Source organism: Fictibacillus terranigra (genome assembly GCF_030412265.1).
Taxonomy (GTDB): domain Bacteria; phylum Bacillota; class Bacilli; order Bacillales; family Fictibacillaceae; genus Fictibacillus_C; species Fictibacillus_C terrinigri.
The window spans coordinates 1-18,243 of the sequence record NZ_JAUHLN010000006.1; the positions used below are offsets into that span (position 1 = coordinate 1).

Sequence of the window (18,243 nt, forward strand, 5' to 3'; positions counted from 1 at the left end):
TCACTTGTTAATTATTGTATCGATAGTAAAGATAATATCTAATTATCTTTACTCACAAAAATTCTGTTGGTTTTTGTTAGTTTTCTACCCTCTCTACATTTGCAACTAAATGGGCAATTGTCCGATGACCACCTGGTAAATGCAACACAGAGCTCCTCTCCGACACATTTTTTTTATTTAACGAGATGCAACAATCGCACCCGATTGCTGAGTAACAGTAAGACCTAATCGTTCCACCAGTTCGGATAAATACTCCACCATTCTTCTGCTTCTCCTAAAGAATACAAGATTCTTTGAGCTCGAGATGTCTGTTCAGCTTTTACTTAATAATCCGAAGCAAAATCATTCAAATGAGATGGTTCTTTTCATACAAGTATTTATTAATACTATTTAAGAAAATGACATGACTCGCTAGATTAATTGTTATATAGCATTTCTCTTAATTTACTAGTTATTTCTTCTAAAGCTTGTTTTGCTCCGTCTGTCGTTCCTATCATATTTTTCATAACAAAAAAGTAACTATCCTCGTTTAAGGGGAAGTTACTTTTTTTGACAACTATTGAATGGATATTATTTTTTCAGCTGTCGTGCCGTTTGATTCTACCTTTAGGAGAATCTCTCCTTGCTGAAGGCCAGTCAGTTCTAGTGTGGCGGTGTCAAAGACAGCAATGTATTGGTTGGATTCTTTTGCCTTATCTAGAGCTTCACCAGTTCCCATAAAGAGATTGTTACTTCCACTCCAGTTGACGCTTGCTGGATATCGCAATGGGAAGTTAACGTTTCCTGCCTGATGTCCGGTCGCGTCCACTTTTACTGTCTCACCTGCCGAAACCGTTTCTGGTGCATCCATCGTTACATCTTCAAGAAGCGGATTGACCTCTGCCCGTACCCATTCTGTATCACGAACCGGACTCTGTTCACTCGATCTTTCTGGTCCGTTCGCATTTGATGGAACTGGCGTTGGATCAACTCCAAACATGGTCCACTCATGGAAACCCCCAGCATTAGGAGGTCCATACGGAGCTTTTCCTGTCGGACCGACAACCATATAAGGTACGCCGTCTACTCGTTCAACATTTACCGTATGGGCGTGCCCGGAAACATGAAGAACGCCTTTTCCTTTGGATTCTTCTCTAAATTCGGTTAACCACTTCTCTAACAATTCAGCTTCTTTCCGGTCAGTCAGCTGGCTGTTTTGTGTGGAAAGCGGATCTCTTGTTGGATGGTGCTCCAACACAACGAGATTCTTGATTGCCGGATCGCTCGCTGCTTTTTCCAGCATGTTTTTAAATTCAACCAACTGGCTGAAATCCGAAGTGCGTAAACTGCCGGTTGATGAATCCATAAGAGCAAACTGTGTGCCCTTGTGTGTAAAGAAGTAGTTATTTTCTTTAAACTCGTCCAGGAAGTTGTTCAGATTCCCGGTACCCATGATTTCGTGATTACCCGGGATATAATAGACCGGAATTTTATCTCCTACTTCTTCTTCCAGAATCTGCTCGGCCAGTGCAAAGTCTTCTTTATAAGCGGTATCAACGAAATCCCCGCCGATGATTAAGAAGTCAGGGTTGGCCTTCACGATCTGTCTCAAGCTTTCTCGGGCAAGGCGTACTTGCTGACTGTTCAGGGAGCCTGCTATGAATTGACTATCCGCCATTACGGCGAACTTCCAGCGGTCTCCCCCAATTTCTGCATTTTGCAGGACGATCGGGTCTGGCTTTTCCTGTACGACTGGAACTTCAACAGTCGGGCTTACTTTTACAGTTAAATCATCGTACACAAGCTCATCCGTATATTGTTTCGACTTGTCTGTTTCAATAGCTCCAATTGTTCTTAGTTCTAGCGGATATTTCACACCTGAAGGGACAGGAATCTCAATTTTCTTCCACCCTGTCCAAGTGACATATGGTCCATAAAGATAATGATTGCTTCCATCAGACCCTTTTGTTGTAAAAGACATCCATTCCCCTTTTCCGTTCCCTTTCACCCAAATACCGATCGATTGCGGCTCACCCGGCAGGAAGAGTGGGTTAACAGGATGAACGTTTGCTGTGCGTGTTCCCGTTGATTTTGAAAAGTCGAAGTTTACTTTAATCCCGTTGCCGTTCATCCCCTCTGTAGATTCGATCGACCCTGAACCACGTGCAGTAGAAAATCGCCATTCGGGCAGCGTTTCCATCTCTGAAACATTTTCTGTCTTCAACCCAACGGTTACAGGAAGAAAAGCTTTTTGGCCCTGTACTGTAGCTGTCACTAAGACAGAGCCTTCACTGACCTTTGGAATGACTGAAAAGGATCCGTCCGTGTTCTTTTTTATATCGATAATTGATTGGTCATATTCTAAGTTGACATCTTGAGGCTCAATCGGTGCAGAATAGCCGTTTCTGTCATATCCCTTCATATAAAATTGTCCTGTTGCTCCATCCGCAAGACCGAGTCTAGGAAGATTTGCTTCAATTCGCTCTAAATCGTCCAAAACCGTAACCGGATTAGTTCCCTTTTTATCTTGATTTTGGGCTTCTACATTCGCTTTGCCTGATTTTGCGGCATGGAACACCCCTTCATCATCAAGTTTCCCAACGTCTGCCGGAAGGGCTTGCCAGCTTACTTGCCCAGTCTGTACAGGATCATAAACATTGTCAAAACCTCTTGCAGAAAACTTTCTTGTAAGCCCTGGGAAGACCCGGTCCGAATTTTCAATCTCCGACTCAGTGGATACATTCATTCCAAAAAGTTCGCCCGTTCCTTTTTCAGTAAATAAACCAATTCCGTTCGGTACAGCTCGTTCGAAGCCATCAGACGGACTATTTACAGTGTCAACTTGGTCCTCACCAGGAGTGCGCGCAACCATGGTTGTCGAACCGCCGCCATCCAGATTAAGTGCCTGATGAGCTCCGAACTCTTTCATCAGCTCTCCTAGTTCATAGAGAGTCAACCCTCGGCTGCCTGTTTGCCTACCATCGACTGTCACTAGGTACATCTGTTTCCCGTCAGCCGAATATCCGACTGCCGTTCGTGGAGCAACTACAGAATTATCCACATCTTGCACTTCGCCATCTTTTACAAGCACAGGATTACCTCCAATGGCGAATTTGAATGGGTTGCCGTTAGAAACTTTTGGCGCATATTGTATTGAAATTTCTTGTCCTACGCTAAGTTGCTGCAAGATAGTAGCTCCCGTTTCACGTCCGATTAGTACAAACGTGTCTTCAGAAATATCTTCATTTGAGATGCCAGGACGGCTTTCTACTACTTTACCATTTTGAATTCTTACTTCATGTACGGATTTACTGCTTCCAGCAACTCCGCTTCTAGAAGCTGTTCCCCAAAAGTTAGAATACAAGCCTATTCCATTTGCGGGTATGCCGTACTGATTAAAGGAAGTAAGCTTATAGGAATTTTCATTAAAAGTCATAGTACCTTCTAAAAGGATATCTGCAATCTGTCCGATTCCGTCAGTATCTACCCCGGCAGATTTATCTCTTCCAGTAGCTGCTCCTTTTAAGAGATTTCCATCTTGAATCTCTGCGCCAACCGGTGCTTTCGTTCCATTGATGTCAAAAAAGTCGCCGTTCACACCAGCGATTGCGCCTTCCCGATTGGCTGTTTCTGATAACGGTTCAGCCTTGGAAACCACGCCTGGATGAAGAATATCAGAATAAACGGAGCCATTAGCCAAATCAACTTTCATCATTTCACCGTTTAGCCACCCGCGGGCATCAAACCGTTCAAAGGTGGTTAATTTAGCCCCTTCCCCAATCGTTTCCGTATGATTATTGGTAACAAGCGTTATCCCTTTTTCACCTTCAATGACCGTATGCGGTTCATCATGTTTGGAAGATTGAGCTGGACGCTCATCAAGAATGCGGACCTGATCATTTGGTGCTGGCTCAGCCAAAACCGGCTGCATCATGCCAGCTGTCAAAGAGACCGAGAGAGAGCCGATGAGTAAAAACCGTAATTTAATCAAATTTTTCTCCTCCTAGAAAAATAGATTTATAATACTATTAAAACAGATATCTAATAATTTCTAATGAGGCTTTTGTAAAGTTTGGAATACATAGAAAAAATAGGTATTACTTCCTCACTTGTGTATTTTTCTGGAAGTATATACCCATCGGATCCCCTCAAACACGAATCATTACTAACTCATTTGTCTGGTTTTTCAATTAAACGGTATACTTTCTCTATAATTCTGACCACTTCCACTTTAAATCTATATTAACAATGAAAAAAGAGCATTTCTCCTGTTTAAAGAAATGCTCTTTTTAATCGGGATACCGATACTCAAATGTCACTTAAGTTGCAAAACCATAAGCACCTGCTTCATTGCTTCAACATGTCCTAAATGTACGGACTCATGCAATACGGAGAAAGCCGCAGCATCTGAAGCAGTAGTAAATCCATGTACGGGTTTTTCTAAAGATCGATCTAACACATCTACTTCATCGGTATTAATTTCATTGAATACGAAAGTATGATCAGTATCTTTAATTTCTATAATAGTGATGGAATGTTCCTTTAAATCCTCGTTCCTTTAAAGACGGAATAACTATTTGTTTTAAGGATTTTATCATTAGATCTCGTTCAGCAGACAAAAATAACTCCTCCAACTTTAAAATATCACAGTTTAAAAATAGACAATTTAATCCTATCTCCTGTCCATATTTTCAAAAAAAGAGCACTTTTCCTTCTTAAAGAAAAGCACCCGATTGTTGAATATAGAGTTACCATATTAATTTTTTCATTTATACTGTTAAATTCAAAATCTTTAATCTAGGATAACTTTAGGTAACAAAAGATCACCCTCACACTATTCAATGTTTTATATTTTCAATAAATTTTGTTAAATGAACCATTTTTTTCTTGGTACTGGGTAATATTCGCCGGCGACAAGCTCTGGAGGTACTGCTTCTTCAATTCGTAAAAGATCGTTTGAACTTAAGTTCATGTCAACTGCACCTAGTGAATCCTGTAGTTGTGATTGCTTTCTTGCCCCAACCAATGGGATAACATCTTCACCCCGAGATAGAACCCATGCGATAGCAAGCTGCGCAACGGTTACTTGCTTTTCTTCAGCAATTTCACGCAATGCTTCTACAAGGGCTAAATTCTTTTCAATATTTTCGTTGGCAAACCGAGGACCATTTCTGCGTTTATCATCTAAATCTAACATCCGGTCTTTTGACCATGTACCGCTCAACAAACCTCTTGAGAGAACACCATAAGCCGAAAGAGAAATACCTAATTCCCTTAGTGTCGGCAAAATATTTGATTCAACACTCCGATTAAATAGTGAGTATTCCATTTGTAGCCAACTAATTGGATGTACAGCGTGTGCGCGGCGAATTGTTTCCACTCCTACTTCTGAAAGACCAATGCAACGCACATATCCCTCCTTTACCATATCTGCAATTGCACCAACCGTTTCTTCAATGGGAACGCTAGGATCCACGCGTGCAGGCTGATAAAGGTCGATATAATCCACACCCAGGCGCTGAAGTGTATAGGCCAGTGAGTTCTTGATGGCCTGAGGACGGTTATCCATTCCGATCCACCCGTCGCCTGGAGATCTTAGTACGCCTGTTTTAACAGCAATAAATGCACTATCACGCTTCGTTCCTTGTAGAGCTTCATTTAAGAGAAGTTCATTATGGCCTACTCCATAAAAATCCCCTGTATCAAAGAGTGTAATACCTTCCTCAAGTGCCTTGTGGATTGTTGCAATACTTTCGTTTCGATCAGTTTTACCATATAACCATGACATCCCCATACAACCGAGACCAATCTCAGAAACCAAAGGACCTTTTTTACCAAGTGCTCGTTTTTTCATTGATATATTCCCCCTATCTAAAGTCTTTCCAGGTAAAATCCAACGTTAAAATTCCTACATGCTTTCCTTTATCAAATTTATTTATGCTTTTTGTTGCTAACTCTGGTTTTCGAAAACAAACCAATTCTTTGTAAAATCCAAACTTACGGCAAATTTCTGGTCTTACAGAGTGTATGCCACATCTATCTTTATCTAAATCATAAAAAATACATGTTCCATAATATCTGATTTGATTCTCTAAATCTAAACGAACTTTACCAGGCATGGATTTTATTTTCTTTTTTATAATCTTAACTTCGCTTACACTGACAGGAACAGGACCGCAACATAACCCTTTACAACCTTGACATGGCAATGTCTCCATATGTACACTCCGTTCTGAATATTTTTTATCATTTCTATTAGATTAGTAGTGTAAGTACCATATGAAAAAGCCTCGCAAAAATGCGAGGCTCAAAAAATCTATTATCAAAGACGAAATAAAACTTGTTTTCATATGGAATCTTAGACCTAAGGCAAGAAGGTAAGAGCTATTCTTTAAATTTATTATAACATAAAATCAGCATATTCTAAATAATTAGTTTTTGGATGTAAGGAAAAACCTGTCTAATTAGCAATTTTCTTCTTCATATCAAAGCTTAAAGCATTCTAAAATAAATAAAATTTCTTCTTCTTGGCTACTCTTTTTATTCCACAATCTGGCCCGATTGTTGAGTAAAAAGGAAAGATCGCTCTTGATCTAACCTGCCCTTTAGCTCAATAAGAAAAGCTACCGAATTGGTAGCTAGATTTTGTCCAATCCTGTTATAGAACCCATTCCCTCGAAATATTATCCTCATCAATTCAATACCAAAGATGTAAAGTAAAGACGAAGAAAACAATCGATCTTAGTTGCGTAAATTTATTCATTCACCTTCTATCAGCTCTTATACGGGCCATCCGGTTTCATTGCTCATCTATCATCCTGTCAATAAGTCTCGATCACAATCAAGTTCATTATACCAGATGACACTTCGAGGAATTTCCCAATTGCTAAATGTTAGTCAATTGATACATTTAGAAAAAACTCATCCAAGATTATTAATTTGTGAGGTAATGACAAATTACTCCCTTAAAAGGATTTGAAAAGGGTTTTTTATGAATATGATGGACGATCTCAATTACAAAGCAACGATGTTCCTTTTCCCATAATCCGACTCCTTTCTCATGCTATTTCGCTCCTTACGTATTGGATAAGTACATATTACTACCGCGTCTGAGTAAATAATTGTATAATCCCGTCGCTTTTGAGCTTGCCTAATAGCATTTCACAATATCAAGAGCGCTCCTAACCCTGCAGAGAAAAACGCAGCTGCAAATAGATTCTCAATCCATTAATGGTCAGAAATTTAAATTCATAGCCATGATGGATCGCCTCTTTTACATCCTCTTCATGGTCTTCGGTATACGAAAATATGTAATCCCAGTCCAGGTCTTCTCCAGCCGGCTGTAAAGCTTCCCTATCTTTTTCTTTCAGTGCCCGAAACAGTGGTTCATTATCTATGCCAGCTGCCTTTGTATGTTCTATTCTTAAACCAGCTGGCATTGGCAGCTGTGATGATGTTTTTTTCATATTGATTCCATCGCATTCGTTGTAAAATATTCAGTCAATGTTTGCTGAAGTGTCCCTTTTGTTGCCGCATACTCATCGAATGAAACATCCAAATGAATCATTTTTCTGACGAGCTCCGCACGCAGACCGGTAATGACCGCCTCACATCCCATCAGTGAAATGCCGCTCAGTACTCTTTGAAAATGGTGGATCACATCAATATCCATATCTGTAATGCCTGATAGATCCATAATTAACGTTCGGATTTTCAAACTTGAAATATCCATTAATACCTTTTCCTCAATGGTATGTATACGGTATATATCAATCACACCAATTAAAGGAAGAACCGCTATATAAGGACTGATAGGGATAATAGGAACCGATAGATGTTCAACCATTTTACGCTGAGCGTTAAGCAATTCATCCTTATAATTCGAATAACTTATGAAGAAGCTATTAAGAAATTTATCGATGCCGTCATTGATCCGCTTCTCCATCTCAAAAACCTTCAGTCTATAGTCTGAAATATTGAGTCCATGGGTGTTCTGTTGATCATATTGAAACAGATAGTACCACAGCGCCCTTCTAATCGCATGTACCCACTCCAGCTTAAGAGTAAGGGTTAAAGCATGCTCTGCCCAGGCCACGCCTTCCTGCTTGGCAAAGGAAATGAGTTCGTTCTCTTTCCCTTCCACCACATACGTTACCATTTTCTCAGCGTTTTTCAAAAGATCAATATTCCCTGATTGTAGAATATCATTTATTTTATTTGCTACTTCTTTAGCCTCGGATAACAGCTTATTCTGAAATTCCTCTCTGTGGTGGACGATAAACTCCGTAACCTCTTTATGCTGATGTCTTTCCATCAGTATTTTCCTCCTTCCTTTGTTCAAATGTTCTCTTTCTTTATTCTTATATTGCAAAAGTAATTCCTTTATTTTTTGGCCATCTTCATAAAACTGGTCCAATCGGTCGAAACAAATAAAAAGCTGGGCCGCCTTGTCGTTTGCCTGTGCGGTAACCCAGCTCTTGACTCCCCCTCTATTTACACAGCTGCCTCTGCATTCTTTGATGCTTCCTTTAAATAAGTGATAGCTGCTGCTCCCAATGTATTGGCCGCCACAAGCATGGCTCTTTCATCAATGTTAAATTTCGGATGATGATGTGGATACGTTTCACTCCAGTTTTCATCCTGTGCTCCTGTATAAAAGAACGTACCTTTCACATGCTCCAAATAATAGGCGAAATCCTCTCCGCCCATCTGCGGCTCACCTTCCACCACTTTCACAACCCCTGGAACATCCTGAGCGACTCGGGCTACAAACTCCGTCTCTTCTTTATGATTCACCACAGCAGGATATCCTCGTTTATATGAAAAGCTATAGCCCGCATCAGCAGACAGGCACGTCCCTTTCACCACTCGTTCAATCTCACGCTCCATCAACGCTCTGACGTCTTCTTTAAACGTACGAACGGTACCAGTAATCTTGGCTGTATCGGCAATAACGTTAAATGCGTTCACCGCTTCAAAAGCACCGACAGACAGGACAGCTGCATCCAGCGGATTGACCCGCCGGCTGACCAGCTGCTGCAGATTCATCACAAGCTGCGAACCGATCACTACTGCATCCTTTGTAAGGTGAGGCTGTGCCCCGTGACCGCCTTTTCCTTGAATGACAATATCAAACTTGTCAGCTGCTGCCATAAATGGCCCGGTTCGGTGTTCGATGCAGCCAAAAGGTGTAACCGCCCAAAGATGGGTGCCAAAAATAACGTCAACTCCATCCAGACAGCCATCCTCAATCATGGAAATCGCCCCACCAGGAGCAAGTTCTTCCGCATGCTGATGGATAAAAACGATCGTTCCTTCCAGCTCGTCCTTCAGGCGGTTCAGCACTTTAGCCAGGACAAGCAATGTGGCGGTATGACCATCATGTCCGCAGGCATGCATGACACCATCGACTTTTGATCTGTATTCCACGTCATTTTCTTCCTGAATGGGCAGGGCATCGAAATCCGCACGAAGCGCTACCGTTTTTCCCGGCTTGCCGCCGCGAAGCACAGCAACGACTCCTCTGCCCCCGACATTTCTGCGTACATCATGCCCCAATTCTTCATGATAGGCTGCGATATATTTAGGCGTTTCCACCTCTTCAAACGAAAGCTCAGGATTTTCATGCAGATGTCTGCGGATCTTCACCATTTCAGGATACAATTCTTTTAATCGGTCATATAATTTTTCCACTTCTGCTCATCTCCAGTTAATGTTTTATCCAGTGAATCAATTACAATTTCAATAGCGTACAACAATGTTTCCTTTGGCCATCCCGAAATGGACCGGTCATTTACAGCCAGTTCATAGGACGGCGGAACATGAATGAAGCCGGCAGGTATTTCATGTTTTGATTTTTCCAAGTGATGCAGCATACTGTACATAACATGATTGCAAAGGTAGGCACCTGCAGTATTCGATAACTCTGCCGGAATTCCTCTTTTATTCAGAATATTCACAAATTTTCTGACGGGAAGGGTCGAAAAAAAGGCGGCCGGTCCTCCATCAATAATTGGCTTGTCAGCCCTCTCTTCTCCACTATTATCGCTTGGTCCATCATTCACATTGATGGCAACTCGCTCAGGAGTCAGCCGGTTGCGCCCGGCCGCCAGGCCAAGCATGATGACCGCATCGGGACGCAGTTCTTCGTAATAAGTAATCAGCTCATGAGCAGAGCTCCCGTATTCGACAGGCAGAACCTTCCCTCTTACCTGGTAGCTCCCCACCACATTGCCGTTCAATTGATGGGCAATATACTCGGTCGGATTAAAAGGATGGTTCAGGAAAGGTTCAAAACCTGTCAGAAGCAGTGTTTTCAAGCGTTGGACCTCCTTTGGACGCAACGTTCTCCAGCTGCTCATCGAACCAGTTCACAATATATTGAAGCCTAGCTACCCTCAACCCAGGGTCGCCATTCCGTGACAGGTTATGATCAGCCTTCGGAAAACGGACAAATTTTACCGTTTTGTCCTGCTGTTTTAAAGCGATGAACAGCTGTTCTGCCTGTTCGACCGGGCAGCGGTAATCCTCTTCTCCGTGCAGGATGAGGAGAGGTGCTTCCATCCTGCTGCTAAGCCGCAATGGAGAATGATGCCATACCTTTTCAGGATCTTCGAAAAGATGGTTTCCGATCTCCCATTTTGTAAAATAAAATCCGATATCGCTCACACCGTAGAAACTCAGCCAATTGGAAATGGAGCGCTGAGTGACAGCCGCTTTGAATCTTGAAGTATGTCCGATGATCCAATTTGTCATAAAGCCGCCATAGCTTCCACCAGTAACGACAAGCTGTTCCGGATCGATGAAATCATAGTGTTCTAAAGCATGATTCAAAGCCGACATCAGATCTCGATAATCCCCGCCGCCGTAATCTCCCATGCAGGCTTTTACAAACTCCTGGCCATAACCGAAGCTCCCGCGCGGATTGCTGTACAAGATGATATAACCTGATGCCGCCAGAAGCTGCAGCTCATGGAAGAACGTATTGCCGTACATCGCATGCGGGCCGCCATGAATTTCAAGGACGAGCGGATATTTTTTACCTTCATCAAGCCTCGGAGGCTTCATCAGCCAGCTCTGGACAGAGCGGCCTTCATCATTTGTAAATCTGAATTCTTCAGGATGGGAAAGTGCGATCTCAGACAGCACCGCTTTATTTACATCCGTAAGCCGCACCTCCTCAGCCAAATTGGAAAGCGACGCATAAAACAAATCACCCGGAATGACCGGTGAACTTGCCGCAAAGACCGCGAAGTCATTCTCTGCATCAACCGTATAGCCATACAAATGACAATCTCTCTTCGTAACCTGAGCGACTTTTCCTTCAAGTGCGGCATAGTGCAGCGAAGAACACCCGTTTAAAGAGGCGATGAAATAGAGCCCGCTACCATTCTTGGACCATGCGGGCTTAGGTGCTGGATGTCCGTAGTGCATATCGCCTATGAGAGCATCACCGGCATGTTCATCAAAATTCCTGGTCAGACATAGCGTTTCTCCGCTATCCAGTTTTACGGCATACAAATTACCGAGAGTTGCGCTGCCATACTCAAAAGTTTGGCCGCAATAGGCTAGGTATTCGCCATCTGCAGACCATACGGGATTGGTAAATGCTCCAGTTCCATTGCTGACCGTTTTTTCTTCGCCTCCCAGCTGGCGGATCACCAGATCAGACGCATAGGAAACCGTATCATCGGCTGGCCGGCTCCTACAATAAGCAATCCTGTCGCCATTCGGTGACCATGCTGCATCGAAATGGTCGAAGGGCCCTGATGTCAGCTGCTTTTGAGTTCCCGTCTCCGAATGGATAAGAAAAAGTTGTGAATATTCGCCTTTCAGCAGTCCTCTTCCATCTGCTTTGTATTGCAGCTCAGTCACTTCTAACGGCTGCAGCCTGTCACTTTCATCACTCTCTTTCTTTACTGTGATGGCCGCAAGCAATGACTTGCCGTCTGGGGACCAAACCGGGTTTGATGCTCCGCCATCACTTGATGTCAGCTGTTTGGCTTCCCCGCCTTCAGCAGAGATGATCCATATCTGTTTTTTGCCGGTGCGATCGGAGACAAAGGCAATCCGCTTGCCATCTGGTGACCACCTTGGATTAGAATCAATGTGGCTTCCGGTTGTCCATTGTACAGAAGCCCCTGAACTTAACGAGCAAATATAAAGATGAGATTCATAGTTTTTTTCTTTGTTGATCCTTTTTACAGTATAGACTACTCTCCCTCCGTCAGGAGAAACTTGAGGATCGCTTACAAATTTCAGCCGATATAAATCTTCTGCACGAATTCCACGTTTCATATGGTTCCTTCTTTCTATTAAAATGCTAATAAGCTAAGAAAAACAGCAGAACAGAGCAAGCGCTCAATCCCGTGCCCACACCTAAAAAAATAACCATCAGATAGGAAATGTTTCTCTTTTGCAAGGAAGCGGCTATTTCTTTTTCCGCCAAAGATACGGCACGATGCCTGCGAAAAGCAGCAGGATTTATTGCCTTTAATGTTTTTCTGAGCGGCTCTAAAAAGCCTGTACCCTGTATGACGGCACCAGCGCCTGCCATTAGAAACAGCAGCCCAAGCAAAAATGATTGATTGATAGCTTCTACACCCGTTATATCAAAAAGCAGCATGTATACCTTCCAGCCTCCTGCAGTCAAAAGCGCTGCTGCAATAAACCTCATCATTGTCACCTCCGTCGAAGCAAAAGAGGAGGAGCCTGCCGCTACAGCAGACGATCCTCCATTTGGTTATTCAGAAACTTTTTCAGCCCAGCGGACATACGGATAACGGTTAACTGGATAGACGATTCCTTTGAACTTCTTGGAGGTCAGATAGTTGTTGGAGTAATAGTAGACGGGCAGAAAAGGAAGATCTTTCATCAATACATCTTCTGCCTGGTGAAGCAGCTCCATTCGTTTGCCTTCATTCTGTTCTTTTTTAGATTGGGCGAGCAGCTGATCATATTTTGGATTGACCCAGTTTGTTCTGTTGTTTGGGCTGTCCCCCAAGTAGTAGTCAAGGATTGGTGTCGGATCTACGTAGATGCCGATCCATCCCATACGCGCCATCTGGAAGTTCTTTTGTTTAGTCGTGTCCAAGTATGTTTTCCATTCCTGGTTCGTTAATTTCACATCGACGCCTAAGTTCTTTTTCAGCATTTCCTGAACCGCTTCGGCGGTCTTTTTATGGCTTTCAAGAGTATTATACGTCAGTTCCGTTTCCGGGAACTTGCTCCATCCTTCTTCCTTCATCGCTTCTTTAATCAGCTGTTTGGCTTTTTTTACATCCTCTGTAAAATATTTTTCATGTTCTTTTCTAAAGTCTTTGCCGTTCACTTCCGCTCCATAAGGTACGAAGCCCATTGCAGGTTTTTCACCTGCTTGTGTAATTTTATCCGTAATCATCTTACGGTCGATCGCCAGGTTAAAGGCTTCTCGGACTTTTTGGTTATTAAACGGTTCTTTTCCGATATTGAACATATACATGTACGTTCCGAAGTATGGGGTGACTTTATATTCCTTGTTGTCTTTTTCCTGAGCAATGACATCTGATGGAAGGGTTTGGATCAGATCAAGTTCACCTGATTTGTACATTTGATAATAGGTGGTGGCATCGTTCACCATCTTCCACGTCACCTTCTCCATTTTCACATCGTCTTTTCCATAGTAATTTTTGTTCTTCTCAATGGCGACGGAACGGTTATGCTTCCATTCTGTTAACTTGTAGGGCCCGTTGCTGACATAATCTTTTGCTTCTCCTGCCCAGTTCTTATTACCTTCCGCAGCCTCTTTTTTGACAGGGTAGTAGACCCAGAAGGAGAGAAGCTTTTCGATGAAGCTGGTTGGGGCCGCGAGCTCAACCTGAAGGGTTTTGTCGTCAAGAGCCTTTACGCCCACATCTGCGGCTGAACCTTTCCCTTTGTTGTACGCCTCTGCACCTTTTATGTAATACATATAAAAAGCAAAAGAGCTTCCTGTTTTCGGATCGAGCACATGCTTCCACGCATATTCAAAATCACCTGCAGTTACAGGATCTCCATCAGACCATTCTGCATCGTCGCGGAGTTTAAACGTATAGACCTTCTTATCGGCCGATACTTTTACGTCTTTCGCCAGGCCTTTGACTGAATCCCCGCTCTTGTTTTTCATGTACAGCCCTTCGTATAAGTGATCGAGAATCCAGCCTGACGTCGTATCTGTTGCAAGTGCAGGATCAAGAGAAGGCGGCTCACTCAGCGCGTTTAACGTGATTTCCTGCTTCACTCCTTCAGTAGATGAGGTTTTGCTTCCACCAGAGCATGCAGAAAGCACGGACAAAATAAGGATGAAAACCAATAGACCTGCAAACCGTTTATTCCATGTTATCGACATAATCCTATACCCCCGTTTTTTAATATAAGTGACAAGCTGCCCAATGCTGTGGCCTTACTTCCTTCCATTCCGGCACCGCACTTGCGCATACATCCATAGCATGCGGGCAGCGTGTCCTGAAGCGGCAGCCGGATGGCGGAGAGATCGGGCTTGGCGGATCGCCCTTTAAAATGATCCTTTCCCTTTTCGATCCTTTTGACGTTGAAGGAACAGGGATCGCCGAGAGAAGCGCCTGAGTGTAAGGATGCAGCGGTTCACTGAACAGATCACCGCTGTCCGCCAGTTCCATAAAGCCGCCCAGGTACATCACACCGATCCTGTCGCTAATATGCTTCACCATGCCAAGGTCATGGGCAATGAAAAGAAAGGTAAGCCCCAAATCACGCTGCAGGTCTTCCATTAGGTTAACGACCTGCGCCTGAATGGATACATCAAGAGCGGAGATGGGTTCATCCGCTACAATAAATTTTGGTTCTACCGCTAACGCACGGGCGATGCCAATTCTTTGTCGCTGCCCACCGCTGAATTCATGCGGATAACGTTTTGCATGTTCGGCATGGAGCCCTACCCTTTCAAGCAGAGTGCAGATGCGATCCATCCGTTCTTTTCCGGACGCAAGCCTGTGGGCATCAATGCCTTCACCGATAATGTCGCCCACTTTCATTCTTGGATTGAGGGAAGCATGAGGATCCTGAAAGATCATTTGGACAATGCGGTTGTAGTTCTTTCTTTCCTTTTTGTTTAGATTCCTGACGTCTTTTCCTTCAAAAAGCAGTTTTCCGCCTGTTGGTTCATTAAGTCCGACAATTGTTCTTCCAAGCGTTGATTTCCCGCTTCCGCTCTCTCCGACAAGACCCAATGTTTCTCCTTTTTTCACAGAAAAGGTAACTTCATCGACCGCTTTTAACGCCTGCTTACCGACTTTAAAATATTTCTTCAGGTTTTCCACTTCCAGCATGGCTTCTGTCATGTGCCGTCCCTCCCTGCTGCCGCAAATTCGGCCACTTTTGGCGCCCTCGGATCGTTCAGCCAGCATCTGGAGTGATGTCCGTTCTCCGTTTCAAATGATTCCGGCATTTCCTGTACACATATCTCCATCGCGTAATTGCATCTGGCCGCGAACGGGCATCCGGCTGGCGGAGCATAAAGGTCCGGCGGCGTGCCTTCGATGGGAATCAGCCGTTCCTTTTCGGCGGTTTCATAGTTTGGCAGAGAGTTCAGCAGACCTAGAGTATAAGGATGTTTAGGATGTTCTAAAATATCTTCGGCTGTCCCGCTCTCTACGACAATCCCTGCATACATGACGATTACCTTTTGAGCCATCTCTGCCACAACGCCAAGATCATGGGTAATGAGCATGATAGAGGTGCCTAGCTTCTGCTGAAGATCTTTCATTAAATCCAGAATTTGAGCCTGAATGGTTACATCAAGAGCCGTTGTGGGTTCATCGGCAATGAGCAATTTGGGATCACACGCCAGTGCGACGGCGATCAGAACGCGCTGCCTCATGCCTCCGCTTAGCTCATGGGGATACTGATCATATCGGGCCTCCGGATTCGGGATTCCAACCATTTTTAAAAGTTCAAGAGCCCTGCCTTTCGCTTTTCTTTTGTCCAGCCCTTTATGCTTAATGATTCCTTCCGCAATTTGATGTCCAATCTTCATGGTAGGATTGAGGGATGTCATCGGATCCTGAAACACCATGCTGATTTGTGAGCCCTTCAGCCGCTTCATCTTATTGGCTGAAAGCTTTAAGAGATCATTTCCTTCAAAAACTATGGAGCCTTCCTTAATGCTGCATCCCCTTTTGGGAAGGAGCTTCATGATTGCCTGTGCAGTAACGGATTTTCCGCATCCGCTCTCTCCGACGACGGCCAAAACTTCGCCGTGCTCAATATGAAAGCTTACGCCCCTGACTGCCTGTACTTCGCCTCCATGCGAGCGGAACGAAACCTTTAACTTCTCGACTTCCAATAAATTCCCCATCGTCTCCCTCCTAATCTTTCGTATGGTGCGGATCAAGCGCATCCTGCAGCCCATCACCAAACACGTTAAACGCAAACATGGTCAATGAAATGAGGAACCCTGGAAAAAACAGCCTCCACCATTGTCCGCTCAAAATGACACCGAGCGCATCGTTAGCCATCGTTCCCCAGCTCGCGATCGGTGCCTGGACACCAAGTCCGATGAAGCTCAGAAAAGCTTCGGCAAAAATGGCCTGCGGAATCGTGAACGTAAGGTTGACAATGATGATGCCGAGCATATTTGGGAACAGATGGTTAAAAATGATGGTACTGTGAGACGTTCCGAGCTTTTGTGCTGCGGATACAAACTCCTGTTGTTTAATCTGAAGGATTTGGCCCCTTACCACTCTTGCCATTGACACCCAGCCTGTTATGGAAAGAGCAATGATGATCGTCCATAAACCAGGCTTCATAACGACGAGAAGCAAAATAACGACAAGCAGGTAAGGGATGCTGTATAGAATTTCAACGAGCCTCATCAACAGGCTGTCCACACGGTCTCCGATTCTGCCCCGGCCAGCCATGTATCCCGATATTCCTCCGACAAGAAGCCCGATGACGAGGTCAATGAGAGCGGCAGCAACACCAATGGTGAGCGAAATCCTGGCTCCATACCATGTTCTGGCCCACATGTCCCGTCCAAGATCATCGGTTCCGAACCAATGCTTTGCACCGGGAGGAAGGTTACCGTCAGCAAGGCTCTGATCCGAATAGCTGTAAGGAACCATCTTTGGTCCGAAAAGAGCAAAAATAAGGATGAACAATAAGATTATGGCGCCGGTCAAAGCCAGCTTGTTCTTTACTACCCTTCTGATGCTCTCTTTTGCCTGGCTGACACTCGGACGTTTTATATCATCATTTCGCATCCGGTCTTTCTGAAGCGGCCGGAAGAGTGTGTCTTGAGATGCTTTTTCCAGCATGTCAGTCCCCCCTGCTCGTTAGTTTGATTCGCGGATCAATGAGCCTGTACGACAGATCGATCAAAAAAAGTGTCACGATCAATACAACACTGAAAAATATCGTCGTCCCCAGAATAACCGGATAATCACGGTTAAAAATGCTGTCCACAAAATATTTGCCGAGGCCTGGTATGGCAAATATTTTTTCGATGACAAATGTTCCGGTGAGAAGATGTGCGACGAGCGGTCCCATAAAGGAGATGACCGGTATCACCGCGTTACGGATCCCATGCTTTACAATAATGCCTGCAGTACCCAATCCTTTGGCATCGGCTGTTTTCATGTAGTTCTGCTTCAAAACTTCAAGCATGCTGGAACGTGTAAACCTGGCGATGATTGCCAGGGGCCCGGCTGCAAGCGCCACAGATGGCAGGATGGTATGCTGCCACGTCCCCCATGAAGCAACCGGCAGCATTCCCCACTTTACCGCGAAAAATTTGATTAAAAGCGGCGCCAATATAAAGCTTGGAATGGAGATTCCGAGAATGGCTACGGCCATGGCACCGTAATCTATGGTACGGTTATGAAAAAGCGAGGCAATAATTCCAAGCGCCATTCCAAAGACAATCGCTATGACCAGCGCCTGAAATCCCAGCAATGCCGAAGCCGGCAGACCTTCGGCAATCAGCGTATTCACATCTCTTGTCTCCGATTCGATCGACGGTCCAAGATCAAAGGATGCAAGATTCTTCAAATACAGTACATATTGAACCGGCAGCGGCTGATCGAGGTTAAATTTTGCACGCATGTTATTCAGCACTTCTTCTGGAAGAACATCTGAGTCAGAGGCAAATGGGTCCCCAGGAATTGCGTGCATGACCACAAACGTCAGCGTTGTTATCACCCAGATGGTCAGCAGCATCGTTAACAGTCGTTTTACAATGTACATCAACTTCCCTCCTTCTTTTTAAGAAAG

Annotated in this window: 14 protein-coding genes; all 14 read right to left on the reverse strand. The window is 44.1% G+C overall.

Translation table 11 applies throughout. The features are described 5' to 3' along the window. Positions 1–556: 556 nt before the first annotated feature. Positions 557–3,970 (reverse strand): phosphodiester glycosidase family protein, encoded by a 3,414-nt coding sequence (locus QYF49_RS21405; RefSeq protein WP_290401632.1) that lies wholly within the window; start codon positions 3,968–3,970, stop codon positions 557–559. Positions 3,971–4,846: 876 nt separating this feature from the next. After that, entirely contained in the window at positions 4,847–5,833 is a 987-nt protein-coding gene (locus QYF49_RS21410) for an aldo/keto reductase (protein ID WP_290401633.1), read from the reverse strand. Between the two features lie 13 nt (positions 5,834–5,846). Further along, positions 5,847–6,197 (reverse strand): YkgJ family cysteine cluster protein, encoded by a 351-nt coding sequence (locus QYF49_RS21415; protein WP_290401634.1) that lies wholly within the window; start codon positions 6,195–6,197, stop codon positions 5,847–5,849. A gap of 963 nt (positions 6,198–7,160) precedes the next feature. After that, positions 7,161–7,445 (reverse strand): hypothetical protein, encoded by a 285-nt coding sequence (locus tag QYF49_RS21420; protein WP_290401635.1) that lies wholly within the window; start codon positions 7,443–7,445, stop codon positions 7,161–7,163. After that, on the reverse strand, positions 7,442–8,293 hold the full coding sequence (locus QYF49_RS21425) for an STAS domain-containing protein (protein WP_290401636.1): 852 nt from the start codon (positions 8,291–8,293) through the stop codon (positions 7,442–7,444). The genes QYF49_RS21420 and QYF49_RS21425 overlap by 4 nt, the downstream gene beginning before the upstream one ends. Before the next feature lie 179 nt (positions 8,294–8,472). Continuing rightward, complete coding sequence (locus QYF49_RS21430; RefSeq protein WP_290401637.1) at positions 8,473–9,672, reverse strand: M20 family metallopeptidase; 1,200 nt, start codon at positions 9,670–9,672, stop codon at positions 8,473–8,475. Further along, positions 9,648–10,298: a pyroglutamyl-peptidase I gene (locus QYF49_RS21435; RefSeq protein ID WP_290401638.1), complete on the reverse strand. Its 651-nt coding sequence runs from the start codon at positions 10,296–10,298 to the stop codon at positions 9,648–9,650. Before QYF49_RS21435 ends, QYF49_RS21430 begins: the two co-directional genes overlap by 25 nt. Further along, positions 10,270–12,276 (reverse strand): S9 family peptidase, encoded by a 2,007-nt coding sequence (locus QYF49_RS21440; protein WP_290401639.1) that lies wholly within the window; start codon positions 12,274–12,276, stop codon positions 10,270–10,272. Before QYF49_RS21440 ends, QYF49_RS21435 begins: the two co-directional genes overlap by 29 nt. 25 nt (positions 12,277–12,301) lie before the next feature. After that, a complete protein-coding gene (locus QYF49_RS21445; RefSeq protein WP_290401640.1) occupies positions 12,302–12,658 on the reverse strand; it encodes a DUF3899 domain-containing protein in 357 nt (118 codons plus the stop codon). A 63-nt stretch (positions 12,659–12,721) separates the two neighbouring features. Beyond that, complete coding sequence (locus QYF49_RS21450; protein WP_290401641.1) at positions 12,722–14,344, reverse strand: peptide ABC transporter substrate-binding protein; 1,623 nt, start codon at positions 14,342–14,344, stop codon at positions 12,722–12,724. Positions 14,345–14,363: 19 nt separating this feature from the next. Beyond that, a complete protein-coding gene (locus QYF49_RS21455) occupies positions 14,364–15,314 on the reverse strand; it encodes an ABC transporter ATP-binding protein (RefSeq protein WP_290401642.1) in 951 nt (316 codons plus the stop codon). Then, positions 15,311–16,330 (reverse strand): ABC transporter ATP-binding protein, encoded by a 1,020-nt coding sequence (locus tag QYF49_RS21460; protein WP_290401643.1) that lies wholly within the window; start codon positions 16,328–16,330, stop codon positions 15,311–15,313. The genes QYF49_RS21455 and QYF49_RS21460 overlap by 4 nt, the downstream gene beginning before the upstream one ends. A 10-nt stretch (positions 16,331–16,340) precedes the next feature. Further along, the gene (locus QYF49_RS21465; RefSeq protein WP_290401644.1) at positions 16,341–17,288 is read right to left on the reverse strand and encodes an ABC transporter permease; all 948 of its coding nucleotides are present in this window, start codon (positions 17,286–17,288) and stop codon (positions 16,341–16,343) included. Between the two features lies 1 nt (position 17,289). Continuing rightward, positions 17,290–18,216: an ABC transporter permease gene (locus QYF49_RS21470; RefSeq protein ID WP_290401645.1), complete on the reverse strand. Its 927-nt coding sequence runs from the start codon at positions 18,214–18,216 to the stop codon at positions 17,290–17,292. Positions 18,217–18,243: the final 27 nt, after the last annotated feature.